A 23611-nucleotide genomic window follows, 5' to 3' on the forward strand; every position below is an offset into this window, starting at 1 on the left:
TCTGGAGAATCTGTTGAGACGCGCGAAAATCGTCGCCACCCTGGGCCCCGCCACTTCCACGTATGAGACCGTGCGCGCACTGATCGATGCGGGAGTGGACGTCGCCCGACTGAACCTCAGCCACGGTGACTACTCCGTGCACGAGAACAACTACGCCAACGTGCGCCGGGCTGCCGACGACGCCGGTCGCGCCGTCGCCATCCTCGTCGACCTGCAGGGCCCGAAGATCCGTCTCGGCAAGTTCGAGAACGGTCCGTACGAGCTCGCCAAGGGCGACATCTTCAAGATCACCACCGAAGACATCATCGGCAACAAGGAGATCTGCGGCACGACGTTCAAGGGCCTGCCCCAAGACGTCAACCCCGGCGACTTCCTCCTCATCGATGACGGCAAGGTCCGCGTCGAGGTCATCGAGACCGACGGCGTCGTCGTCACCACCAAGGTCATCGTGGCCGGCGCCGTGTCCAACAACAAGGGCATCAACCTTCCCGGTGTCGCCGTCAACGTCCCCGCTCTGAGCGAGAAGGATGAGGACGACCTCCGCTGGGGTCTCCGCATCGGTGCCGACCTGATCGCGCTGTCGTTCGTGCGCAACGCGTCCGACGTCACCCGCGTGCACGAGATCATGGCCGAGGAAGGCGTCAGGGTCCCCGTCATCGCCAAGGTCGAGAAGCCCCAGGCCGTCGACGCGCTCGAAGAGATCATCGACGCCTTCGACTCGATCATGGTCGCCCGCGGCGACCTCGGTGTCGAGCTCCCGCTCGAGGCCGTGCCGATCGTGCAGAAGCGTGCCGTCGAGATCGCCCGCCGCATGGCCAAGCCGGTCATCGTCGCGACGCAGATGCTCGAGTCGATGATCAACAGCCCCGTCCCGACGCGTGCCGAGACGTCCGACGTCGCGAACGCGGTGCTCGACGGCGCCGATGCGGTCATGCTCTCTGGCGAGACCAGCGTGGGCGACTACCCGGTCGTGGTCGTCGAGACGATGGCGCGCATCATCGAGTCGACCGAGGAGCACGGCCTGGAGCGCATCGCGAAGCTCACCACCAAGCCGCGCACCCAGGGTGGCGCGATCACCCTCGCCGCCCTCGAGGTCGCCGAGTTCGTCGACGCGAAGTTCCTCTGCGTGTTCACGCAATCGGGTGACTCCGCACGTCGTCTCTCGCGTCTGCGCTCACGCATCCCGATGCTGGCGTTCACGCCGGAGCCCGACATCCGCCGCCGTATGGCTCTGACGTGGGGCATCCAGTCGACCCTCGTCGACATGGTGCGGCACACCGACCTCATGTACCTGCAGGTCGATGACTATCTGCTGAGCAACGGTCTCGCCGCGGAAGGGGACAAGGTCGTCGTGATCTCGGGCTCCCCTCCTGGAATCGTCGGCTCGACCAATGACATCCGCGTGCACAAGGTGGGCGACGCCGTGAACGGCGCCGCGCCGATCTACAAGGAAGCCACCGTCTGATCCGGTGACAGACAGCTGAGAGGGGCGGGACTTCGGTCCCGCCTCTCCTGCTGTTCCCGGGAATGCCGCGTTCCTCAGGAAAGTGACCGGCCCGTCGGCACGAGTCAACCCGCTGCCGCCTGTGGGAGGCGTCGAGTAGGTTCGCCGTATGAGTTCAGAGCGCCGCCGTATCGACATCTCCGGACTCGCCTTCGGCCTGATCGAGAGCCCGCGCCCGCCGGGGTCCACCCGTCCGCTGATGGTGCTGGTGCACGGGATCGGCATGTCGCATCGCTACCTGTCCCGGCTGCACGCCGTGCTGGCCGAGTCCACCCGCGTGGTCTCGATCGACCTCCCCGGGTTCGCCGGCCTTCCGAAGCCTCCGGCCGATGCTGAGGTCGACGTGATGAGCTTGGGCCGGGCACTCGCCGACGCCGTCGCCACCCTCGGTGAGAGTCGCGCGGTCCTCATCGGGCACTCGATGGGAGCGCAATGGGTGGTCGAAGCGGCCCTGCATCGACCGGATGCCGTTTCGGCGGTCGTGATGATCGGCCCCGTCGCCGATGAGCGGCACCGTTCCCTGCCCGCGCAGGCGAGTGGGCTGGCGATGGACACGTTCGGTGAAAGCCCGTCGATCAACACCGTCGTCTTCACCGACTACCTTCGCTGCGGCGTTCCGTGGTACCTCCGCCAGGTGCGCCACATGCTCGCGTATCCGACGGAGAAGCGGGTCCGGGGCCTGACGGTTCCCGTCCTCGTGATGCGCGGCGGCAGAGACCCGATCGCGGGGCGGGACTGGTGCCGCCGTCTCCGGGACTCGGCGCGAGTGTCACGGCTGGTCGAGATTCCTCACCACCATCATGTCGTCCAGCAGTCGGCGCCGCGCGCCGTGGCGAACAGCATCCTGTTCCATACGAAGGGCGCCTGGCCGGATGCCGCGCAGATGCACGCCAGGACCGAGGCGGAGGGCGCATCATCAATCCGTTGAAGGCCGCGGCCTGGTGGCTCGCCGACTACGCGTATGCCGGGTACTGGCAGGTCCGAGCGACGGTCGATCGCGCCGACGCGCGTTCTTTCACGTCGGGCGAGGCAGCGCACATCGTGGTGCTCCCCGGGGTGTACGAGACCTGGAGGTTCATGCAGCCGCTGATCACGGCCCTGCATGAGCGGGGCCACCCCGTTCACGTGGTCGACGCACTACGCAGGAACCAGGGTCCGGTGGCGGAGATGGCGGAGAGCGTGACCGACTTCCTCGAGAAGCACGATCTGCACGATGTGATCCTCGTCGCGCACAGCAAGGGCGGCCTGGCCGGCAAGCTCGCCATGACAGGACGAGCGGCGGGACGGGTGCGATCGATGCTCGCCGTCGCGACGCCGTTCGGCGGATCACGGTACGCGCGATTGTTCCCGGTGGGGACGCTCCGAGCGTTCGCACCGGAGGACCCTTCCATCGTCAGCCTCGCCCGGCAACTCACCGTCAACGCACGGATCGTCTCGATCTACGCCCAATTCGATCCGCACATCCCCGAGGGCAGCGAGCTGGCAGGCGCGAAGAACGTGCTGCTCGACACCGGGGGACACTTCCGCATCCTGGCGCATCCGCGGGTGCTGGCGGAACTGGCGGTGCTGGCGGAGTAGCCGCGCAGACGCGGCTACGACTTCAGCTTGCGCAGAGCCGAGCCGCGGTGAGCCGCCTTGTCGCCGGACTTCTCCGACTCCACTATGAACGACGGCTCATCGTCGGATGCCGTGAACTTCTGATCCGCGAAGGTGAAGTCGCGCGTCTTGCGCTCGACGGCGCGTCCGCGGGTGCGTCCCTGCGACGTGTTCCAACTGACCCGATCGCCCACTGAGATGTCTGCCATGCGCCGAGGCTAGATACCTCCTCGACGGGGTGACAGGGGGTTGACTGAGGTGTGCCGGCGGTGGGACTCGAACCCACACGCCCTTTCGGACAAAGCATTTTGAGTGCTCCGCGTCTGCCATTCCGCCACGCCGGCTCGTGTGTCGCGCCTTCGACTTTAGCGCAGGAGATCCGGACCGAGCGCCGGGCCGCCGCCGGTCACGGGGCTGCTCCACTAGGATGGTTCTGTGACAGAGCACGAAGAACAGCCTGAGCAGCCCACGGCATCCGCTCCGCGACGCGTCGTCGTCGCCGAAGACGAATCGCTGATCCGTCTCGACATCGTCGAGATCCTCCGCGACAACGGCTTCGATGTCGTCGGTGAGGCCGGTGATGGCGAGACCGCTGTCGCTCTCGCGACCGAGCTGCGCCCCGACCTCGTCATCATGGACGTCAAGATGCCGCAGCTCGACGGCATCAGCGCCGCCGAGAAGCTGCACAAGGGCAACATCGCCCCGGTCGTGCTGCTGACCGCTTTCAGCCAGAAGGAGCTCGTGGAGCGGGCGAGCGAAGCCGGCGCTCTCGCGTACGTCGTCAAGCCGTTCACCCCGAACGACCTGCTTCCTGCCATCGAGATCGCCCTCGCGCGTCACGAGCAGATCATCACGCTCGAGGCCGAAGTGGCCGACATGGTCGAGCGCTTCGAGACCCGCAAGCTCGTCGACCGCGCCAAGGGCCTGCTCAACGAGAAGATGGGGCTCAGCGAGCCCGAGGCCTTCCGCTGGATCCAGAAGGCGTCTATGGATCGTCGCCTGACGATGCAGGACGTCGCCAAGGCGATCATCGAGCAGCTCGCGCCCAAGAAGTAAGGGTGTTTCGGCTCGACGCCGAGCACATCCTGCGGCCGGTACGCCTCGGCGACGGTGCAGCCTTGGCGCGTGCCTATCTCGCGAACCGTGAGCATCTCGCTCCGTGGGAGCCGACCCGCACGGTAGCCTTCTTCACGGAAGCGTCGCAGGAGCATCACGCGCAGCAGTGCGTCTCGGATGCCGCGTCGGGGCGCAGCATCCGCTTCGTCATCGAATCCGTCGACGGTGAGATCCGCGGACGGATGAACCTCAACAACATCGTTCGCGGGGCGTTCTGGAGCGCTGATCTCGGGTACTGGGTGGACGCCTCGCTGCAGGGGCGGGGGATCGCCACCCGGGCGGTCGGCCACATCGCTCGCCACGCGCGGACAGAGCTCCGGCTGCATCGGCTGCAGGCGGCCACGCTCGTGCACAACCTCGGTTCGCAACGCGTGCTCGCCTCGAACGGCTTCGAACAGATCGGCTTCGCGCCGCGGTACCTGCAGATCGCAGGGGAGTGGCAGGATCACCTGCTGTTCCAGAAGCTGCTGGAGGACGACGGCGATCGGCGCTAGCGTGAATGAAGAAGGGAGGATGCCGTGGAAGACGCATTCCGGATGGCGATGGTCAGTGTCGATGACCCGACGACCGACGTGAAGGCCCTGCCGCATTCCTTTCTCGCGGTGCTGCCCGTGACGGGCGCATCCGTCTCCACGCTCGGTGACTTCCTCGGGAGCCAGACGGTGTCCGCGACCGACACCTCGTCTGCCTGGCTGGACGAGCTCCAGTTCGACCTGGGCGAGGGGCCGTGCTGGGATGCGCTGCGACTTGCCGCGCCCGTGAAGGAGACCGATCTCCGCGGTGCTCGCGGCCCGGCGCGGTGGCCGGCGTTCGGGCGCGCGGTGCAGGATCGAGACATCGCGTCGATCTTCGCCTTCCCGCTCACACTCGGGAGTCTCCGCTTCGGTGCCGTCGATCTCTATTCGCGCGTGCCCCTCGACCTCGACGGGGAGCAGACCCGCCATGCGAGCGCTCTCGCCTCGGCGGTCGCGCGACGCGTACTGCGCGACAGCATCGCGGCGACGGAGTTCCAGGACGAGACGACTCTGTCCCCGTTCTCCCGGCGTCAGGTGCATCAGGCGACCGGGGTGGTACTGGCGCAGCTCGACATCGACGCCGAGGACGCGCTCCTGCTGCTGCAGAGTCGCGCTTTCGCGACCGAGAGCAGCGTGATGTCTGTGGCTGACGACGTGCTCGCCGGACGCCTGATCTTCACGAAGGACCGCGGAGCGATCGAGGTCGGATCATGAAGGCGATCGATCGCGACCGGCGACTCCTGCGCACCTTCACGCAACTCGCCGACACCCTGGTGGACGACTACGACGTGGTCGAGCTCATGCAGGAGCTGGTCGACACCTGTCGTGCCGAGCTGGATGTGTCGGCGGCGGGGCTCCTGCTCGCCGACGCCGCCGGTGACCTCGAGCTCGTCGCGTCGACCAGCGAGGCCGGCGGGATCGTCGAGGCGCTTCTGCTCGGATCCCAAGGTCCGGCCACGACGAGCTATCGCACCGGGTCGACCGTGGCCGTGTGGGACTTCGACACTCTCGAGCCGGCGTGGGACGCCTTCCGCAGGAGCGCGGTCGCTTCGGGCTTCACCGGGATCGTCTCCATTCCTCTGCGGCTGCGCGATAAGACGATCGGGTCGCTGACGCTGCTCAGCGACGGACACAGGACCCTTGACGACGATGACCTCGTCGTGGCCCGCGCTCTCGCAGATATCGCGACCATCGGCATCCTCCATGAGCGGGCGCTCCGCGAGACGGAAGCCCTCAGCGGACAACTGGAGCATGCACTCAACAGTCGTGTCGTGATCGAGCAGGCGAAGGGCGTCGTCTCGTTCACACAGGGCGTCGCGATCGACGAGGCCTTCACGCTCATCCGCAACTACGCCCGATCTCATGGCGAGCGGCTCAGCGACGTGGCGCGGCGGATCGTCGATCGCCGTCTGTCGCTGGACTAGGTTCTCCGATTCCGTCTGTCAAGGGCACCCCTCGCGGCGGCGCTCGTCGGTAGACTCGTCAGACAGCGCCCCGGACCCCGACGCTTTCGATCTGAGCGAGCGCGGGGGCTCCCATGAAACGGATAATCACATCGTTCGGCGCATTCCGCACCGGAGACGACATCGCGGATGCCGTGAGCCGATACGCCCTGATGCTGGCGAAGAGGCACGACACGGATGTGGTCGACATCCCCTTCGTCGAAGAGGACGGCACCGAGCAGCGGATCGAACTCAGGATCGGCTGGCTCGTGGACATCGGACTCGTGGCCGATCCGCCAGAGCGGTGGGAGATGCAGGAACCCACGACGGTCGAGGACTTGAACGCTCGTATCGCCATCCTCGAACGAGACCACGCGTTCAGCGCCGCGTGGACGCGTTCATGGTCGTTCTGGGAGCATGAGATCTGATGGCCCCGGTGGCAGGCGGCGTCGCGCGTCAGCCGGCTTCGGGCGCGGGCTTGATCATGTTCGTGATGCGGATGGTCGAGCAGCGGCGACCCTGATCATCGGTGACGACGATCTCGTGCACCGTGATGCTGCGACCGAGATGCACGGGGGTGCAGACACCGGTCACTGCACCCGAGGTGGCGGAGCGCGTGTGCGTCGCGTTGATGTCGACCCCGACGGCGAGGCGTCCCGGTCCCGCGTGCAGATTCGCGGCCATCGAGCCCAGCGACTCGCCGAGCACGACGTATGCGCCGCCGTGCATGAGTCCGACGGGTTGCGTGTTCCCCTCCACCGGCAACGTGGCGACGCAGCGCTCGAGGCTGAACTCGAGGAACTCCATGCCCATCTTCTGGGCGAGTGCGCCCATCCCTCTGGCCGTCGCCCAGTCGAGTCCTTCGCTCGTCGAGACGTCGCTCATGAATCCTCCTCAGCGGGTGTCTGTCGTCCTCGTTAGGCTGACAGGGTGACGGACTCCGCAAAGCCTACCCTCATGGTCGTCGACGGCCATTCGCTCGCCTACCGTGCCTTCTTCGCCCTTCCGGTCGAGAACTTCACGACGAAAGACAACCAGCATACGAACGCCATCTACGGCTTCCTGTCGATGCTGGTGAACCTCATCAAGGCAGAGAAGCCGACGCATATGGCGATCGCCTTCGACACCTCGCGTCATTCGTTCCGCACCGACGAGTATCCCGAGTACAAGGCGACGCGGTCCGAGACGCCGCAGGAGTTCCGCGGCCAGATCCCCCTCCTTCAGGACTGCCTCGCCGCGATGTCGATCCCGGTGCTCACGAAAGAGGGCTTCGAGGCCGACGACATCCTCGCGACCCTCTCCACGCAGGGTGCCGAGCAGGGTTTCGACGTGCTGGTCGTGTCCGGCGATCGCGACAGCATCCAGCTCGTGACCGACAAGGTCACCCTCCTGTACCCGAACGTGCAGGGCGTCTCGCAGCTGAAGCGCTACGACCCGACCACGGTCGAGGAGCGCTACGGCGTGCGCCCGGAGCAGTACCCCGACATCGCCGCACTGGTCGGCGAGACCAGCGACAACCTGCCCGGCGTGCCGAAGGTGGGGGAGAAGACCGCCGTCAAGTGGCTCACCCAGTTCGGCACGCTCGACGAGCTGCTCGATCGCGCGGGGGAGATCAAGGGCGTGGTTGGCGGCAACCTGCGCGATCACATCGACGATGTCCGGCGCAATCGCAGGCTGAACCGTCTGCTCCGCGACGTCGAGCTCCCCTTCGGCCCGGGCGATCTCGCGGTGACGCCGATCGATGCGCAGGCCGTGCGCGACATCTTCGCCCGTCTCGAGTTCCGCACTCTGCTTCCTCGCGTGTTCGAGGCGGTCGGGGCCGGCGAGGTCGCAGACGATCCGGCATCCGCCGTCGTCCTTCCCGAGCCCGTCGAGGTCGCTCCCGCCGACCTCGCGGCGTGGGCAGCGGCACAGGAGGGTGACGTCGCTCTGCGCATCACCACGCAGGGTGGCGCGCCCGTCCGCATCGGCGTCGCGACCGCCACCGACCTGCGGGAGTCCGATTGGACGGATGCCGCGGCCGACGCGCTGCGCGACTGGATCGAGTCCGCGAGCCCCAAGGTGCTGCACGACGCGAAGCCTCAGGTGAAGACGCTGCTGCGCCAGGACATCCGCCTCGCCGGCCTCTCGTACGACACGAGCCTCGCGGGCTGGCTGCTGCGGCCGAGCTTCCCCGACAAGACGCTCGCCGATCTCGTCGAGCGCTATCTCGGTGAGAAGCTCCCGGAAGCCGACCCTTCGCAGCTGGTCCCCGAGACCGAGGGCGCCACCCCCTCGCAGGAGGCCTGGTTCGCGATCCGCGTCGCGAACGCGCTCCGAGAAGACATCCCGGAGTCGGTGGCCAAGGTGCTCGACGACATCGAGCTGCCGACGCTGATCACCCTCGCCGACATGGAGTTCGCCGGCGTCTCGGTCTCGCACGAGGTTCTCTCGACGTTCTCCGGCGAACTCGCCATCCGCGCCGAGGGGCTGGCCCAGGAGGCATTCTCCGCCATCGGCCGAGAATTCAATCTCGGCTCGCCCAAGCAGCTGCAGGAGGTGCTGTTCGACGACCTGCAGCTGCCGAAGACCCGCAAGACGAAGTCTGGCTACTCGACAGACGCTGCGGCTCTGGCCGATCTGCAGGAGACGCACCCGCATCCGTTCCTGAGCCTCCTGCTGCAGCACCGCGAGGCGACGAAGCTGCGGCAGATCATCGAGTCGCTCGACACGGCGATCGGCGCGGACCACCGCGTGCACACGACGTACGTGCAGACCGGGAGCCAGACCGGGCGACTCTCCAGCACCGATCCGAACCTGCAGAACATCCCGGTGCGCACCGAGGAGTCGCGCCGCATCCGCAGCGCGTTCCAGGTGGGGGAGGGATACGAGGCCCTGCTCACGGCGGACTACTCGCAGATCGAGATGCGGATCATGGCGCACCTCTCCGGCGACGAAGGACTGATCGAGGCGTTCAACAGCGGCGAAGACCTGCACCGCTTCGTCGGTGCCCGGGTGTTCGGTGTGGACCCGAGCGAAGTCACCTCGGCGATGCGCACCAAGGTGAAGGCGATGTCGTACGGCCTCGTCTACGGTCTCTCGGCCTTCGGCCTCTCCAAGCAGCTGCGCATCGAACAGTCCGAGGCGAAGCAGCTGATGGTCGAGTACTTCGCGCGGTTCGGAGCCGTGCGCGACTATCTGCGGGCCTCCGTCATGAAGGCGAAAGAGGTCGGCTACACCGAGACGATCTTCGGTCGCCGTCGGCCGTTCCCCGATCTGGCGAGCCCCAACCGGGTGCTGCGCGAGAACGCCGAGCGGGCTGCGCTCAACGCTCCGATCCAAGGCAGCGCGGCCGACATCATGAAGATCGCGCTGCTGCACATCCACGACGACCTGCGCACCGAGAAGCTGTCCTCGCGCGCGCTGCTGCAGATCCACGACGAACTCATGATCGAGGTCGCCCCGGGCGAGTGGGACGCGGTAGAGAAGATCGTGCGGCTGCGCATGGGAGACGCCGCAGACCTGCGGGTGCCCCTCGACGTGCAGGTCGGTCGTGGCGCGGACTGGAACGAGGCGGCGCACTGATCCGGCGGCGCGGAGAACCGATATATCGAACGGATGCCGGGGATTAGGCTGAAGGGATGACTTCAGCTCCTCGCACTCCGTCTGCCATCGACAAGGTCGCCGATGAATGGGTCGACACGATTGCTGTCCTCGCACCGACCCTCGGCACGTACATCGGTCGGGACGAGGTCAACGATCGTTTCGGAGACCTCAGCCCTGCCGGTCATGAGGAGATCGCTGCGGCGACCCGCGCGACGCTCGATCAGCTGTCGGCGCTCGAGCCCGTGGATGCCATCGACGAGGTCACCAAGACCGACCTGAGCGCGGAACTCCGTCTCGACCTCGAGCTCCACGACGCGAAGTGGCATCTGCGCGACCTCAATGTGATCGCCTCCGCCGCCCAGGACGTGCGCTCCGCGTTCGACCTGATGCCGACCGCGACCACCGACGACTGGAGTGTGATCGCGACGCGCCTCGCCGCTGTGCCGGACGCACTCCGCGGTTACACCGAGACCCTGCGGCAGGGGATCGCCGAAGGCGTCACTCCGGCACGGCGTCAGGTCGTCGAGGTCGCGACTCAGATCGATCGCTACACGGCGGACGACGGATTCTTCGCGGCCTTCGTCGCGGAGGGTGGTCCCGACCAGGGACAGCTTCCGGCATCCCTCGCGCGCACGCTGGCCGACAACTCTGCGGCGGCACGGGTGGCGTACGACGAGCTCCGTCGTTTCCTCGCTGAGGAACTCGCGCCCGTCGCGGACGACGACGACGCCGTGGGACGAGAGCTCTACGCTCTCAACTCTCGTCGCTTCCTCGGTGCCACGATCGACCTGGACGAGACCTACGAGTGGGGCCGCGAGGAGCTCGCGCGTATGGTCGCCGAGCAGACGGCGATCGCGAACGAGATCCTGCCCGGCGCATCCGTCGAGGAAGCCGTCGCTCACCTGGAGTCGGACCCCGCCCGCAAGCTCGTCGGCACCGACGCCCTCCAGAAGTGGATGCAAGAGACCAGCGACCGCGCGGTCGCCGAGCTCGGAGCATCGCACTTCGACATCCCCGAGGCCATCCGCACAATCGAGTGCATGATCGCGCCCACCCAGGAGGGCGGGATCTACTACACCGGTCCGACGGACGACTTCTCCCGTCCCGGACGGATGTGGTGGTCGGTCCCCGAGGGCGTCACCGAGTTCGATACCTGGCGCGAGCTGACGACGGTCTTCCACGAAGGCGTGCCCGGGCACCACCTGCAGATCGCGCAGGCCGTCTACAACCGCGCCGAACTCAACTCGTGGCGTCGACTTCTCGCGGGCACCTCGGGTCATGCCGAGGGCTGGGCGCTGTACGCCGAGCGGCTCATGGAGCAGCTGGGCTACCTCGACGATCCCGCCGACCGCCTGGGAATGCTCGACGGCCAGCGCATGCGCGCGGCCCGGGTGGTTCTCGACATCGGCGTGCACCTCGGCAAGCCCCGGCTCGACGGAACCGGCACGTGGGACGCGGCCTACGCTCTCGAGTTCATGCGCAGCAACGTCAACATGTCGGACCAGTTCGTGCAGTTCGAGGTGAACCGCTACCTCGGCTGGCCGGGACAGGCGCCGTCCTACAAGGTCGGACAGCGCATCTGGGAGCAGATCCGCGATGCGGTGCGCGCTGCGGAGGGGGAGTCCTTCTCGTTCAAGGAGTTCCACAAGCGCGCGCTCGATCTTGGCGGCGTCGGACTCGACACTCTGCGCAGCTCGCTTCTGCCGCGCTGACGCGACGGTCCGGCGGGAATGCCGCGAAGCCGAGCACTGTTCATTCACCTGAATGGAAAGGGATGACATGAGCATCGAATTCGGGCTGGACACCTTCGGCGACATCACGCGAGACGCCGACGGCGAGCTTCTCACCGCTGCGCAGACGATCCGCAACGTCGTGGCGCAGGCTGAGCTGGCCGACAGCGTCGGCGTGGACTTCTTCGGGGTGGGGGAGCACCACCGCTCCGAGTTCGCGGTCTCGGCGCCCGAGATGGTGCTCGCGGCGATAGCTGCGCGCACGGAGCACATCCGCCTCGGCACGGCCGTCACCGTGCTGTCCTCCGACGACCCGGTGCGGGTCTTCGAGCGGTTCGCGACGCTCGACGCACTGTCGGGCGGACGCGCCGAGGTGGTGCTCGGACGCGGCTCGTTCATCGAGTCGTTCCCCCTGTTCGGCTTTGACCTGCGCGACTACGAGGCGCTCTTCGAGCAGAAGCTCGAGCTGTTCACCGAACTCCTCAAGGAGGAGCCGGTCACCTGGTCCGGCACGATGCGCGCCTCGCTGGAGAACGCGAACGTCTTCCCGAAGACCGAGAACGGCCTGCGCACCTGGGTAGGCGTGGGCGGCAGCCCGGAATCGGTCGTGCGCGTCGCACGGCACGGACTCGGCCTGATGCTCGCGATCATCGGGGGACCGGCGGGACGATTCAAGCCGTTCGTCGACCTCTATCACCGCTCTGTCGCATCCTTTGGGACCACATCCCATCCCGTGTCGGTGCACTCGCCCGGGCACATCGCCGAGACGGATGCCGAGGCGTGGGATGCCGCGTACTCCGGCTTCGAGGCGATGAACAACACGATCGGCGGTGAGCGCGGCTGGCCGGCCTACAGCCGGGCGCGGTTCCAGAACGACGTCGGTCCCGAGGGCGCCATCTACGCGGGTTCGCCGGATCGCGTCGCCGCGAAGATCGCCGACACGGTCACGACGCTCGGGCTCGGACGCTTCGATCTCAAGTACGCCACCGGCACCCTGTCGCACGAGGCCATGATGCGCAGCATCGAGCTCTACGGCACCGAGGTGATCCCGCGGGTGCGCAAGCTCTTGGCTGAGCGGAACTGAGCCGTCATCGTAGGGCCGGGCGCCGTCGCGCGGTCCTACGATGAGGTCATGGCCAACTCCGTCCTGCCGAGCCGCGCGTCGCTCGCCGAACGTCTCGACGATCTGCCCTTCACCCGTCGTCACTTCCGCGTCCTCAGCGGCTCCGGAATCGGCTGGGCGCTAGACGCGATGGATGTCGGACTCATCTCGTTCGTCCTCGCGGCGCTCACGCAGCAGTGGGACCTGACGAAGACGGATGCCGGCTGGATCGCGTCGATCGGTTTCCTCGGCATGGCGATCGGAGCGACCCTCGGCGGACTCCTGGCCGACCGGCTCGGTCGACGTCAGGTCTTCGCGATCACCTTGCTGATCTACGGGATCGCGACGGGCGCCAGCGCTCTCGTGGGCGGGATCGCGGCTCTGCTTGTGCTGCGGTTCTTCGTCGGCCTCGGTCTCGGCGCTGAGCTGCCGGTCGCCTCGACCTACGTCAGCGAGTTCGCGCCGGCCCGCATCCGGGGCAGGCTCATCGTGATCCTCGAGGCGTTCTGGGCGGTCGGATGGACCGTGTCGGCCCTCATCGGCTACTTCGTGATCCCGGCATCCGATGCCGGATGGCGCTGGGCATTCGCGCTCGGAGCCATCCCGGCGATCTATGCGCTCGTCGTCCGCTGGGGGTTGCCGGAGTCTCCGCGCTGGCTCGCCTCGCGCGGACGCATCGCCGAAGCCGACCGCATCGTCTCGGCGTTCGAAGCGGATGCCGGACTCGTCGCGGCCCCGGCCATCCGGAAGGAGCCGCCGTCGCGCGCGATCGCCGTCACGGCCCGCGCGCGGTTGCAGACGCTCTGGAACAGCGAGTTCCGCGTCCGGACGCTGTGCTTGTGGCTGGTGTGGCTGTGCGTGAACTTCGCGTACTACGGGGCATTCATCTGGATCCCCAGCATCTTGCTGGATGCAGGGTTCGATCTCGTCAGATCCTTCGGCTTCACCCTGATCATCACGCTGGCGCAGCTGCCGGGCTACGCGGTCGCCGCCTGGCTCATCGAGGTCTGGGGGCGCCGCGCGACCCTGTCCGTGTTCCTCGTCGGATCGGCCGTCGCCGCCGTGTTCTTCGGCACTGCGACGACGGAGTTCGCGATCATCGCGTCCGGCATGGCGCTGTCGTTCTTCAACCTCGGCGCGTGGGGCGCCCTGTATGCCGTCACGCCGGAGACCTATCCGACATCGCTCCGAGGAACCGGCGCGGGATGGGCTGCCGGTGTCGGGCGCATCGCGTCGATCGTCGCGCCGCTCTCGGTGCCGGTGCTGCTCGTCGCCGGTGGCACCCCGCTGCTGTTCGTCGTCTTCGCGGCATGTTTCATCGTGGCGGCTGCCGCGGCGTGGGGTCTCGCCGATCGCGGCGGAGTGGCACTCGACGATCGCTGACGCGCCGCGACGTCCGTGCACGGGAATAGGCTTGTGCGGTGGCAGATGTGCGTTTCGTGGCGATCGGAGACTCCTTCACGGAAGGGGTGGGCGACGTCCTGCCCGACGGCCGGGAGCGCGGCTGGGCGGATCTCGCAGCTCAGGGCTGGGCCGACGCGGCGGGGCATCCGATCCAGTATGCGAATCTCGCCATCCGCGGCAAGCTCGCCTGGCCGATCGTCGAGCAGCAGCTGGAGCCGGCGCTCGCGCTGCGCCCCACGCACCTCTCGTTCAACGGGGGTGGCAACGACATGCTGCGTCCGCGCACCGACCTCGAGCACATCGCCGACGCCTTCAGCCGTGTTCTGCGGCGGTGCGATGAGGAGGGCGTCACGATGATCATGCTCTCCGGCGCGAATCCGAGCGGCCAGCTGCCCATGGGTTCGCTCGTTCAGCGTCGCGGCGACCTGCTGTCCGAAGCCGTGCTTCGTCGGGTCGAGAACCGGCCAGACGTGATCCGTGCCCTGAACTGGCCTGACCGCGAGCTCGCCCAGGGTGCCTATTGGTCGGAGGACCGCCTGCACATGAATGCGGCCGGACATCACCGCGTCGCTGCTCGGGTGATCCATGCTCTGGGTTTCGCACCCCCGGAGACGTGGTGGGCGCCGAGCGAGCGCGGCGGGAAGGGCCCGTCCGGAATCGCGTACTACCGGCAGCATGTCGGCCCCTGGGTGCGCCGCCGCGTGACCCGGACCTCGTCGGGTGATGGGCGGGGCGCGAAGTACCCGACGTGGGTCGAGCGCGTTCCCTCGGGCTCCCTCGGCGCGAGCTGAGCGCGTGACCGACATCGAGATGGCCTGGCTGCCCGCGGGGTCGGTCACGCTGCACGACGCACGCCGGAAGCTCCAGCGCACCGTCGAGCTCGAGCCGTTCGAGATCGGCGTATACGCGGTCACCGAGGAGCAGCTGGCGGACGTGCTCGGGATTCCGTTCCGGCATCCGTCCCGCCCCGCCGTCGACCTCAGCTGGCTGCGCGCGGTGCACTTCTGCAACGCGGCATCCGAGTGGGAAGGTCTCGATCCCGTCTACCTGTTCGACGGCGAGGACGTGAGCTGGGATGTCAGGGCAGACGGCTATCGCCTGCCCACGGAGTCGGAGTGGGAGCACGCCTGCCGGGCCGGCTCGGTCGGACCGCACTACGCGCCGCTCGCGGATGCCGCGTGGACGAGCGCCGACGGCGTCAGCGCGCCGCAGAACGTGGGAGGGAAGATCCCGAACCTGCACGGCCTGTTCGATACCCTCGGCAACGTGTGGGAGTGGTGCTGGGACCTGCTCGATCCGGCGCGCTACGACGACTATCGCGTGTTCCGCGGCGGGGGATATGCGGATGATGCCTGGAGCGTACGTGCCTCTGTCCGCCGCGGCGGCGCGCCGCGCATGCATCACGATGACGTCGGGCTGCGTCTCGCCCGCGGTGCGTTCGACACGCCGGGGGAGGCACAGGGCTGGTCGGCGCTGATCGATCGCGAGCGCGCGGCATTCGACGGCCCTCTGCCGCCGGGATGGACGCCGCTGCGGCGCTGAGGATCAGGCGCCGGCCATGTGCTTGATCATGTACCGGTTCGGATTCTCCGAGGGGGCGAAGCCGTACCGGGCGTACAGACCGTGCGCATCGGCGGTAGCCAGCAGGATCCTCTTCACCGGGAGCGGTTGGAGATCCGCGATGACGCCCTCGATGAGCATCTTCGCGACCCCGTTGCCACGCGCCTTCTCGTCGACGAAGACGTCGCACAGCCAGGCGAAGGTGACGGCATCCGTCACGACGCGCGCGTAGGCGACCTGCGCGCCCTCTGAGTCCCACACGCTGTAGTTGCGGGATGCGTCGATCGCGGCATCCTGCAGCTCACGAGGTCGTCCGGCAGCCCAGTATGCCTGCTCGCTCAGCCAGGCGTGCACCCGAGCTCGGTCGACGCGGGAGGTGTCAGCGGAGAACGTGAAGCCGGAAGCCATGCTTCAGTCTATGAGCGCTCAGCGACGCCGCTCGGGATCGAGGCCCATCCGGATGCGGGTGCGCTTGCGCTCGATGAGGATGAACGTAACGCCGAGGATCCAGAGGGGGATCGGCATGAGGAAGGCGATGCGGAACGCGTCGAGAGTGTACGTCTCGGGCGTGCCTGCACCCTGCAGATCGAGGACCAGACCGATCAGGAAGATCGCGATGAGCGCGGCGATGAATCCGCCCGCGTTGGTCACTCCGGTCGCCGTGCTCAGCCGGTGCGAGGGATTGTGGGTGCGGGCATGGTCGAACGCGATCATCGACGCGGGGCCGCCGGTCGCCAGTGCCACCGCGAGCACGTAGAGGAGCCACAGCGGCGCGGGTTCGGGCAGAGCGAGGACGACGATCCACGCCAGCATCTGCATGCCCACCGCCGGCAGGACGAGGGCGAGCGAACGGTGGTTCGGAAGGCGGCGGGAGAGGTCTCCGATCACCGGGCCGAGAACCATGCCTACGATGACGTACAACGAGATCATCCCGGCGGCATGGGCGGTGTCGAGTCCCTGTGCGGCAGTCAGGAACGGCATCCCCCAGAGGAGCACGAACGCGGTGCCGGCGAACGGGGCGGTGAAGTGCGACCAGAAAGCGAGTCTCGTGCCGGGGTGCGCCCAGGCCGCGCGGATGCCGACGCCGGTGTCGATCGCCGACGTCACGACGCGGATGACCCCAGTGTCGGTGTTCACGGTGACGTCGGCGGTGCGCTCAGGCGGATGATTGCGGACGATCAGGAAGACGAGGATCGCGAACAGCACTCCGAGGCCGGCGATGCTGCCGAACGTGATGGTCCAGGTCGTCGCGTGCAACAGGGCGGCGAGCGGGACGAGAGCGATCAGCTGTCCGGACTGGCCGACGATGCCGGTGAACTGCACCATGATCGGACCGCGTTGCGCCGGGAACCAGGTAGCGACGAGTCGGAGCACTGCCGGGAAGATGGCGGCATCGCCGGCGCCGAGCAGGACGCGTGCGATGATCGCGATGCCGACGCTGGGGGAGAGGGCCATGGTCAGCTGCCCTGCCGCCATCAGGAGCATGCCGATCGTCATGATCGGTCGCGAGCCGTATCGGTCGAGCAGGACGCCGATCGGGATCTGCATGCCGCCGTAGACGGCCAGCTGCACGACCGCGAAGAGCGCGAGGGTCGAGGCATCGGCCTGGAAGCGATCCGCCGCCTCGACGCCGACGGCGCCGAGCGAAGTGCGGTTGGTGATCGCGAGGACGTATGCCGAGACACCCACCGTCCAGACCAGCCACGCCCGCCACTCCGGGGTCGACACGGGGGAGCGGGGGATCTGCGGCACCGTTCCACGCTACTCCTGTGGTCGAGGGGCAACTCGCACGGCGCTGGTGTCGGACGCGGTGACTACAGTGGTCGCATGACGCCTCCACCTGTACATCACTCCCTCGACTACGTCGAGCTCGTCGTGACGGACCTCGCCGCGGCGACCCGGTTCTACACCGAAGCCTTCGGCTGGTCCTTCGTCGACTACGGCCCGGGTTATGCCGGCATCGCGTCGCCAGACGGCGACGGCGAGGTGGGCGGGCTTCTCGTCGCCGACGAACCGAGACCGTCCGGGGGCCGCTCGTCCTGCTTTACTCGGACGATCTCGACGCGACCATGGACGGCATCGCCGCCGCGGGCGGCACGATCCTGCAGCTGCCGTACGAGTTCCCGGGTGGTCGGCGTCTGCACTTCGCCGACCCCAGCGGAAACGAACTCGGAGCCTGGGCGTCGCAGTAGTCCGGCGCCATCCGTGGAGCGTGCGATCGATCTCTTCCTCGCGGGCTACAGGGCGTAGCGAGCGACGATTGTCCGGGTGGCCTCGTCGACGGTGCGGCGGACCTCTTCATCCGTGAGGGACCAGCCGACGTGGACGAGGCGCGGCCAGAACACCACGTTCGCGATCATGCCGAGGAACTGCGCCGCCGCCACATCGAAGTCGTCGACCCGCGCCTCGCCCCGCGCGTCGGCAGCCTCGAGAAACTTCCTCAGCGCGCGAAGCACAGGGAGGGTTCCGAAGTCGAAGGTCTGCGCGCGAAGCTCCGGAAACCGAGCCGATTCGGTGATCACCGCGCGGATGAGGTCCGTGATCCGAGGCTGGGCGAGAAGTTCCGCGTATGCCATTCCCAGGCCGAGCAGGCCGGCGTGAAATTCCCCGGCAGGAGGGTCGGGAACTTCTGAGACCTCCGAGTCGCCCGCTCCGAGCACCATCGCCGCGAAGAGCTCGGCCTTGGTCGGAAATTGTTTGAACAGGGTGGCCTTCGATACGCCGGCCCGATCGGCGACCTTCGCGAGGGACGTGCGGTCATAGCCGTGCTCGAGGAACAGGCCGGTAGCCGCCTCGAGGATCGCGGCCCGATTGTCGGCAGCCACTTGGCGGTGGTACGCGGAGATTTCGCGGGGCATTCCACCAGTATGCCGTAAAGGTGAGTCGGTTGACTCATGACGTGAATGGGGATAGCGTGCGAGTGGTGAGTCGAATAACTCACCACTTGGTTCGAACTCTTTCAGGAGGAAGCGATGTCGAAGGTACTGGTGCACGCCACGGTCTCGCTGGACGGCTTCATAGCTGACACGGACGGGGGAGTCGAGTGGATGAATGGTTTTCCGGTCGATCCGGCGGACGAGGCGATCGTCGCCCGAATCGTCGAAGACATCGGCGCGGTGGTCGGCGGAGCGAACAAGACGCAGACGATCGAGGACGGCGAGATTCCGTACGGCGGCGTCCTCGGGGTGCCGGTGTTCCTCTTGACACACAGCACACATGAGCCGATCGAGAGGAACGGGATCATCTACCATTTCGTCGTCGAAGATGTAGCCGCAGCCCTGGCGACAGCGAAGGGCGCAGCGGGGGAGAAGTGGGTGAGCGTGCTCGGCGGCAGCGTCTCTCGGCAGTGCCTGGAGAAGGGCCTCGTCGACGAGATCGCGCTGCACGTCGTGCCGATCCTGCTCGGCGCTGGCGTGTCGCTGTTCGCGGGGCTGAGCAAGTCCATGCGGCTCGAGCGCGTGCACACCTCCGCGTTCGCGAGCGAGGTCCATCTGCGCTATCGCGTATCGTCCACCACTGCATGATCGTGGGCGATGGTCGCCGGGGAGTGTGCGGCGCGTGTTGATTAGGCGGATGCCGCACCCCCAGATGCCCGACTCCGGCGCGCAGCCCCCTGCGCATACCCGTCGGCGCTTCCTCATCGCCGCAGGAGCGGGTGTCACGGCGACTGCTGCGGGTGTCTGGCTTGCGAGCTCGCTGGTCGCGGACGATGCGACCGTCCCCGGGGGCGCCGGAAGCGCAACGCTCTCGGTTGATCCGGACAATCCCCGAGGATTGCCGCACTACGACCCCGTCTACGACCGTGCGGTGAGGGGTCTCGAAGCACCTCTGGGGTTCGCCGACTGTGCCGATCCCACGGTTCGCGCCACCCGAGACACGGCGGGGAGCGACCGACATGAGGCAGATCTTCCACTCAAACTGACATAATGTGCATTATCGGCTTATCTCAGAACTAGCTCTGGTGGAACAGCCAGCTGTCTGACTTCAGTCAGGTGCCCATCGTCGTCACGGCGTGTAACGCAGCACGTTGGTGTCTCTGGGAACGAATCCCACCGATGCGTAAAGACGCAGAGCAGCCTCTTGGTATGGGCGCGATGTCAATTCCAGCGATCGAAGTCCGCGTGCAACGGCCGACGCCCTGCCGACGATCACACTTTTCAGCCGAGCGACCAACAGCTCGGTGGCATCGTGATTCAGCTTCCACTCGATCCTGGGCCGGTCGAACATGGCCGACGATGACAGCTGCCGGAGCAGACGTTCGATTGTCACCGCATCGGAGTCTGTCAGCGCGACGAGGGTCTCGACTCGGCATGACCCAGTCATGCGTCGACGCTACCGGAGTGGGGACGTTCCGCGTTCCGCACCGAACGTAGCCGCCGACGTGATTTGATTTTGGATACGAAATCGCACCGGAACCCTGGGGCGCCTCGGAATGGGCCATTGAGCTGAGTTCGACTCACCCCCTGACGTACTCCGCGAGGTGCTCCCCCGTCAGCGTGGATTTTTGGGATACCAAATCGCTCGGGATGCCTTCGAAAACGACTTTCCCGCCATCATGTCCAGCTCCCGGGCCGATGTCGATGATCCAATCCGCGTGCGCCATCACGGCCTGATGGTGCTCGATGACGATCACCGTCTTGCCGGAATCGACCAGCCGATCGAGCAGCCCGAGTATCTTGTCGACGTCCGCGAGATGAAGACCGGTCGTGGGCTCGTCGAGCACGTAGATGTCGCCCTTCTCCCCCATCTGGATCGCGAGCTTCATCCGCTGTCGCTCTCCGCCGGAGAGCGTCGACAGCGGCTGCCCGAGAGACAGGTACCCGAGACCGACATCGTCGAGCCGGCTGAGCACCGCCGTCACAGCGGGGATCTTCGCCTCGCCGTCCGAGAAGAACACCAACGCTTCCGACACCGGGAGGTCCAACACCTCGGTGATGTCCTTGCCTGCCAGCTTGTACTCGAGCACAGCTGCCTGGAACCGCTTGCCGCCGCAGTCCTCGCACGGTGTCTCGATCGTATCCATGAATCCGAGTTCGGTGATGATCACCCCGGCGCCCTTGCAGGTCGGACACGCGCCCTCGGAGTTCGCACTGAACAGGGCCGGCTTCACGCCGTTCGCCTTCGCGAACGCCTTGCGGATGGGCTCGAGCATCCCGGTATAGGTCGCGGGGTTGCTCCGTCGAGATCCCTTGATCGCGCCCTGATCGATCGCCACCACGCCGTCCCGGCGCGACACGGACCCATGGATGAGCGAGCTCTTACCCGAGCCGGCGACACCGGTCACGACGGTGAGCACGCCGGTGGGGATGTCGACATCGACGTTCTGCAGATTGTTCGCTGTCGCCCCGCGCACCTCGATGGCTCCGTCGCTCGCACGCACGGCATCCTTCAACTGGGCACGATCGTCCAGATGCGCGCCGGTCCGCGTGCCGCTGGACTTGAGACCGTCGACCGTGCCCTCGAAGCAGATCTCTCCTCCGGCGCTGCCGGCGCCGGGGCCGAGATCGACCACGTGATCGCCGATCGCGATCGTCTCGGGCTTGTGCTCGACGACGAGCACCGTGTTCCCCTTGTCGCGGAGCTTCAGCAGCAGGGTGTTCATCCGCTGGATGTCATGCGGGTGGAGCCCGATGGTGGGCTCGTCGAACACGTAGGTGATGTCGGTGAGTGAGGAACCGAGGTGGCGCAGCATCTTGATACGCTGCGCCTCTCCCCCGGACAGCGTCCCCGACGGCCGCTCCAGAGTCAGATAACCGAGTCCGAGTGTCACGAACGCATCGAGATTCGCGCTGAGCGCCTCGAGGAGGGGCCCTGCGCCGGGAAGATCGAGGTCCCGAACCCACGCGGCGAGGTCGGTCACCTGCATCCGACAGGCATCGGCGATGCTGATCCCCTTGATCTTCGATGATCGTGCGCCCTCGGTCAGGCGCGTGCCGTCGCACTCCGGGCACACTGCGAAGGTGGCGACCCGCTCGACGAAGGAGCGGACGTGCGGCTGCAGGGCGTCGAGGTCCTTCGACAGCATCGACTTGGTGATCTTGGGGATCAGCCCCTCGTAGGTCATGTTGATGCCCGAGATCTTGACCTTCGTCACCTCGCCGTAGAGAAGAAGATGGCGCTGCTTCTCGGTGAACTCGGCGACCGGCTTGTCAGCGGGGTAGAACCCGGATGCGGAGAAGCCCTTCACCATCCATCCGTCCGGGGTGTAGCCCGGAACCATGATCGCGCCCTCGTCGAGCGACTTCGACTCATCGACGATCTGTGCGAGGTCGAGGTCGGACACCGATCCCCTCCCCTCGCAGCGCGGGCACATGCCGCCGAGGTAAATCGCGTCCTTCACGATCTTCTTCTCGCCGCCCGGGCCCGTCATCACGCCGCTCGCCCGCTGGGTGGGGATGTTGAACGAGAACGCCGTCGGGCCGCCGATGTACGGCGTGCCGAGCTTGCTGAACAGGATGCGCAGCATCGCGTTCGCATCGGTCACCGTACCCACGGTCGACCGGGGGTTCGCGCCGAGACGCTCCTGGTCGACGATGATCGCCGTCGTCAGACCCTCGAGCACATCCACGTCCGGGCGCGGAACCGACGGCATGAACCCCTGCACGAACGCGCTGTAGGTCTCGTCGATCATGCGTCGCGATTCCGCGGCGATCGTGTCGAACACCAGTGAGCTCTTGCCCGACCCGGACACCCCTGTGAAGACGGTGAGCCGACGTTTCGGGATGTCGACGCTGACATCCTTCAGGTTGTTCTCGCGGGCGCCCTGCACGCGAATCAGGTCATGATTGTCTGCGGGATGGTCGGCGGAGATCATCGGAGTCCTTCGTTGTCAGGGCTGACGTTCAGCCGGCCTGGTTGATACGCAGCAGGTTGCCGGCTGGGTCGCGGAAAGCGCAGTCGCGCACCCCGTAGGGCTGGTCCATCGGCTCCTGAACGACGTCGGCACCGGTCTCGACAAGGCGTTCGAACAGACCGTCGAGATCGTCGCTCGCGAGGGTGAGCGCTCCGTAGCTCCCCTTCGCGATGAGCTCGAGGATCGTCTGGCGCTCTGTGTCGGTGATGCCGGGGTCGGTCGCCGGCGGATGCAGCACGATCGACGTCTCGGGCTGCCCCGCCGGTCCGACCGTGAGCCAGCGCAGCCCGTCGTAGCCGACGTCGTTGCGCACCTCGAACCCGAGCGCGTCTCGATAGAACCCGAGCGCGGCGTCGGCGTCGGTGTGTGGAAGGAAGGCGTAGTGGATGCTGATCTTCATGATGTTCACGCTAGGTCCGCGTCGGTGCGCGGCGCTTCTCGATTCCTGATCGGTCTGGTCACGTGCTTTGCTTGGAACGATGGGATGCCGGCGATGTCGGCGGCGCGTTCACGGTACACCCGGGGTGAGACACCGACCAGCTCGGTGAAGCGCGTGCTGAAGGTGCCGAGCGATGAGCATCCGACTTCGAAGCAGACATCGGTCACGCTGAGGTCCCCGCGACGGAGCAACGCCATCGCACGCTCGATGCGGCGGGTCATGAGATACGAGTACGGAGACTCCCCGTACGTCTCCCTGAACCGGCGGCTCAGATGCCCGGCGGACATGTGCACTCCCCTGGCCAACGCCTCGACGTCGAGCGGCCGTGCATACTCACGGTCGATGCGGTCCCGCACCTTCCGCATCACGACCAGCTCGCGAATGCGGGCGTCGTCCACGGCAGTCACGAGATGATCCTTCCACGTCACCGGGCGTCACGGGGTGACCATCTGAGACGCCGTGGCCGAGTACTCCCCCACGGACGAACGCGGAGCGCTACCCTGAGGGCATCCCCACAGGATTCTCTCAGAAAGGGTCCACATCATGTCCGAACCACTGTCCGATACGAAGTCGTTCTTCAAGTCCATCCGCGTGGCTTTGGCTGTCTCCGGCGTCATCGCGCTGCTCGCCGGACTAGCTGTGATGTCCAGGCAGGTTGTTGAGTCTGCTGATGGGTGGGGCTCCGACGGCGGAGTGGTGCCTGTGATGATTGTAGAAGTGGATCCAGCCCGGTAGGGCAGCGCGTCGTTGGGTCTCCGATTCGTA

Annotated in this window: 25 protein-coding genes, 1 tRNA gene and 2 pseudogenes; 17 read left to right on the plus strand and 11 right to left on the minus strand. The window is 66.9% G+C overall.

The annotated features are described in order from the left end of the window. The first annotated feature begins 13 nt into the window (after nt 1-13). The 3 genes from pyk to RS85_RS07595 all read left to right on the plus strand — a co-directional run bounded on the left by pyk (nt 14) and on the right by RS85_RS07595 (nt 3082). Entirely contained in the window at nt 14-1465 is a 1452-nt protein-coding gene (gene pyk, locus RS85_RS07585; protein WP_046012818.1) for a pyruvate kinase, read from the plus strand. A gap of 148 nt (nt 1466-1613) precedes the next feature. Further along, complete coding sequence (locus RS85_RS07590; protein ID WP_046012819.1) at nt 1614-2432, plus strand: alpha/beta fold hydrolase; 819 nt, start codon at nt 1614-1616, stop codon at nt 2430-2432. Then, a complete protein-coding gene (locus tag RS85_RS07595) occupies nt 2429-3082 on the plus strand; it encodes an esterase/lipase family protein (protein ID WP_235282371.1) in 654 nt (217 codons plus the stop codon). The genes RS85_RS07590 and RS85_RS07595 overlap by 4 nt, the downstream gene beginning before the upstream one ends. A 14-nt stretch (nt 3083-3096) precedes the next feature. Here RS85_RS07595 and RS85_RS07600 read toward each other — a convergent pair whose 3' ends face one another. Both RS85_RS07600 and RS85_RS07605 read right to left on the minus strand, forming a co-directional pair. Beyond that, nucleotides 3097-3309: a DUF2945 domain-containing protein gene (locus RS85_RS07600; protein WP_046012820.1), complete on the minus strand. Its 213-nt coding sequence runs from the start codon at nt 3307-3309 to the stop codon at nt 3097-3099. 52 nt (nt 3310-3361) lie between these two features. Continuing rightward, a tRNA-Leu gene (locus RS85_RS07605) sits at nt 3362-3444 on the minus strand. A 91-nt stretch (nt 3445-3535) separates the two neighbouring features. Here RS85_RS07605 and RS85_RS07610 point away from each other — a divergent pair. From RS85_RS07610 to RS85_RS07630, 5 genes are all read left to right on the plus strand, one after another. After that, nucleotides 3536-4156, plus strand: coding sequence for an ANTAR domain-containing response regulator (locus tag RS85_RS07610; protein WP_046012821.1), 621 nt, complete (start codon nt 3536-3538; stop codon nt 4154-4156). A gap of 2 nt (nt 4157-4158) precedes the next feature. Next, entirely contained in the window at nt 4159-4710 is a 552-nt protein-coding gene (locus RS85_RS07615; protein ID WP_046012822.1) for a GNAT family N-acetyltransferase, read from the plus strand. 24 nt (nt 4711-4734) lie between these two features. Continuing rightward, on the plus strand, nt 4735-5445 hold the full coding sequence (locus RS85_RS07620) for a GAF and ANTAR domain-containing protein (protein WP_152642359.1): 711 nt from the start codon (nt 4735-4737) through the stop codon (nt 5443-5445). Further along, nucleotides 5442-6155, plus strand: a complete 714-nt coding sequence (locus RS85_RS07625; protein WP_046012823.1) for a GAF and ANTAR domain-containing protein — start codon at nt 5442-5444, stop codon at nt 6153-6155. Before RS85_RS07620 ends, RS85_RS07625 begins: the two co-directional genes overlap by 4 nt. A gap of 113 nt (nt 6156-6268) precedes the next feature. Then, nucleotides 6269-6601, plus strand: a complete 333-nt coding sequence (locus tag RS85_RS07630) for a hypothetical protein (RefSeq protein WP_046012824.1) — start codon at nt 6269-6271, stop codon at nt 6599-6601. Nucleotides 6602-6629: 28 nt separating this feature from the next. Here RS85_RS07630 and RS85_RS07635 read toward each other — a convergent pair whose 3' ends face one another. After that, complete coding sequence (locus RS85_RS07635; RefSeq protein WP_046012825.1) at nt 6630-7058, minus strand: hotdog fold thioesterase; 429 nt, start codon at nt 7056-7058, stop codon at nt 6630-6632. Nucleotides 7059-7103: 45 nt separating this feature from the next. Here RS85_RS07635 and polA point away from each other — a divergent pair, with 45 nt between their 5' ends. The 6 genes from polA (at nt 7104) to RS85_RS07665 (ending at nt 15536) form a co-directional block, all read left to right on the plus strand. After that, nucleotides 7104-9737 carry a DNA polymerase I gene (gene polA, locus RS85_RS07640; RefSeq protein ID WP_046012826.1) on the plus strand — a complete coding sequence of 878 codons (2634 nt, stop codon included), beginning with the start codon at nt 7104-7106 and terminating at the stop codon, nt 9735-9737. A 56-nt stretch (nt 9738-9793) separates the two neighbouring features. After that, the gene (locus tag RS85_RS07645) at nt 9794-11470 is read left to right on the plus strand and encodes a DUF885 domain-containing protein (RefSeq protein ID WP_046012827.1); all 1677 of its coding nucleotides are present in this window, start codon (nt 9794-9796) and stop codon (nt 11468-11470) included. A 67-nt stretch (nt 11471-11537) separates the two neighbouring features. Continuing rightward, nucleotides 11538-12572, plus strand: a complete 1035-nt coding sequence (locus tag RS85_RS07650) for an LLM class flavin-dependent oxidoreductase (protein WP_046012828.1) — start codon at nt 11538-11540, stop codon at nt 12570-12572. Between the two features lie 48 nt (nt 12573-12620). Then, nucleotides 12621-13973 (plus strand): MFS transporter, encoded by a 1353-nt coding sequence (locus RS85_RS07655; protein WP_046012829.1) that lies wholly within the window; start codon nt 12621-12623, stop codon nt 13971-13973. Nucleotides 13974-14020: 47 nt separating this feature from the next. Further along, entirely contained in the window at nt 14021-14785 is a 765-nt protein-coding gene (locus RS85_RS07660; RefSeq protein WP_046012862.1) for an SGNH/GDSL hydrolase family protein, read from the plus strand. A 4-nt stretch (nt 14786-14789) separates the two neighbouring features. Beyond that, complete coding sequence (locus RS85_RS07665) at nt 14790-15536, plus strand: formylglycine-generating enzyme family protein (RefSeq protein ID WP_200894801.1); 747 nt, start codon at nt 14790-14792, stop codon at nt 15534-15536. 3 nt (nt 15537-15539) lie between these two features. Here the strand turns inward: RS85_RS07665 and RS85_RS07670 are convergent, their stop codons facing one another. Next, complete coding sequence (locus RS85_RS07670; RefSeq protein ID WP_046012830.1) at nt 15540-15962, minus strand: GNAT family N-acetyltransferase; 423 nt, start codon at nt 15960-15962, stop codon at nt 15540-15542. 18 nt (nt 15963-15980) lie between these two features. Then, complete coding sequence (locus RS85_RS07675) at nt 15981-17306, minus strand: MFS transporter (protein ID WP_046012831.1); 1326 nt, start codon at nt 17304-17306, stop codon at nt 15981-15983. 75 nt (nt 17307-17381) lie between these two features. Between RS85_RS07675 and RS85_RS19980 the strand changes: the two are divergent. Further along, nucleotides 17382-17516: pseudogene (locus tag RS85_RS19980) on the plus strand (VOC family protein); the annotation flags it as partial. A gap of 107 nt (nt 17517-17623) precedes the next feature. Further along, complete coding sequence (locus RS85_RS20130) at nt 17624-17746, plus strand: VOC family protein (RefSeq protein WP_268748003.1); 123 nt, start codon at nt 17624-17626, stop codon at nt 17744-17746. A 45-nt stretch (nt 17747-17791) separates the two neighbouring features. Here RS85_RS20130 and RS85_RS07685 read toward each other — a convergent pair whose 3' ends face one another. Next, entirely contained in the window at nt 17792-18412 is a 621-nt protein-coding gene (locus RS85_RS07685; protein ID WP_046012832.1) for a TetR/AcrR family transcriptional regulator, read from the minus strand. Nucleotides 18413-18526: 114 nt separating this feature from the next. Here RS85_RS07685 and RS85_RS07690 point away from each other — a divergent pair, with 114 nt between their 5' ends. Beyond that, nucleotides 18527-19078 carry a dihydrofolate reductase family protein gene (locus RS85_RS07690; protein WP_046012833.1) on the plus strand — a complete coding sequence of 184 codons (552 nt, stop codon included), beginning with the start codon at nt 18527-18529 and terminating at the stop codon, nt 19076-19078. A gap of 481 nt (nt 19079-19559) precedes the next feature. Here the strand turns inward: RS85_RS07690 and RS85_RS19230 are convergent, their stop codons facing one another. From RS85_RS19230 to RS85_RS19460, 5 genes and pseudogenes are all read right to left on the minus strand, one after another. Beyond that, nucleotides 19560-19877 (minus strand): hypothetical protein, encoded by a 318-nt coding sequence (locus RS85_RS19230; RefSeq protein WP_152642360.1) that lies wholly within the window; start codon nt 19875-19877, stop codon nt 19560-19562. Between the two features lie 133 nt (nt 19878-20010). After that, nucleotides 20011-22368: an ATP-binding cassette domain-containing protein gene (locus RS85_RS07695; protein ID WP_046012834.1), complete on the minus strand. Its 2358-nt coding sequence runs from the start codon at nt 22366-22368 to the stop codon at nt 20011-20013. A 28-nt stretch (nt 22369-22396) separates the two neighbouring features. Next, nucleotides 22397-22807 carry a VOC family protein gene (locus tag RS85_RS07700; RefSeq protein ID WP_046012864.1) on the minus strand — a complete coding sequence of 137 codons (411 nt, stop codon included), beginning with the start codon at nt 22805-22807 and terminating at the stop codon, nt 22397-22399. Nucleotides 22808-22812: 5 nt separating this feature from the next. Beyond that, entirely contained in the window at nt 22813-23211 is a 399-nt protein-coding gene (locus tag RS85_RS07705) for a helix-turn-helix transcriptional regulator (protein WP_046012865.1), read from the minus strand. Between the two features lie 268 nt (nt 23212-23479). After that, a pseudogene (locus RS85_RS19460) lies at nt 23480-23611 on the minus strand (IS481 family transposase); the annotation flags it as partial.

Origin of the sequence: Microbacterium sp. SA39, assembly GCF_000967865.1 — a bacterium.
Taxonomy (GTDB): Bacteria; Actinomycetota; Actinomycetes; order Actinomycetales; family Microbacteriaceae; genus Microbacterium.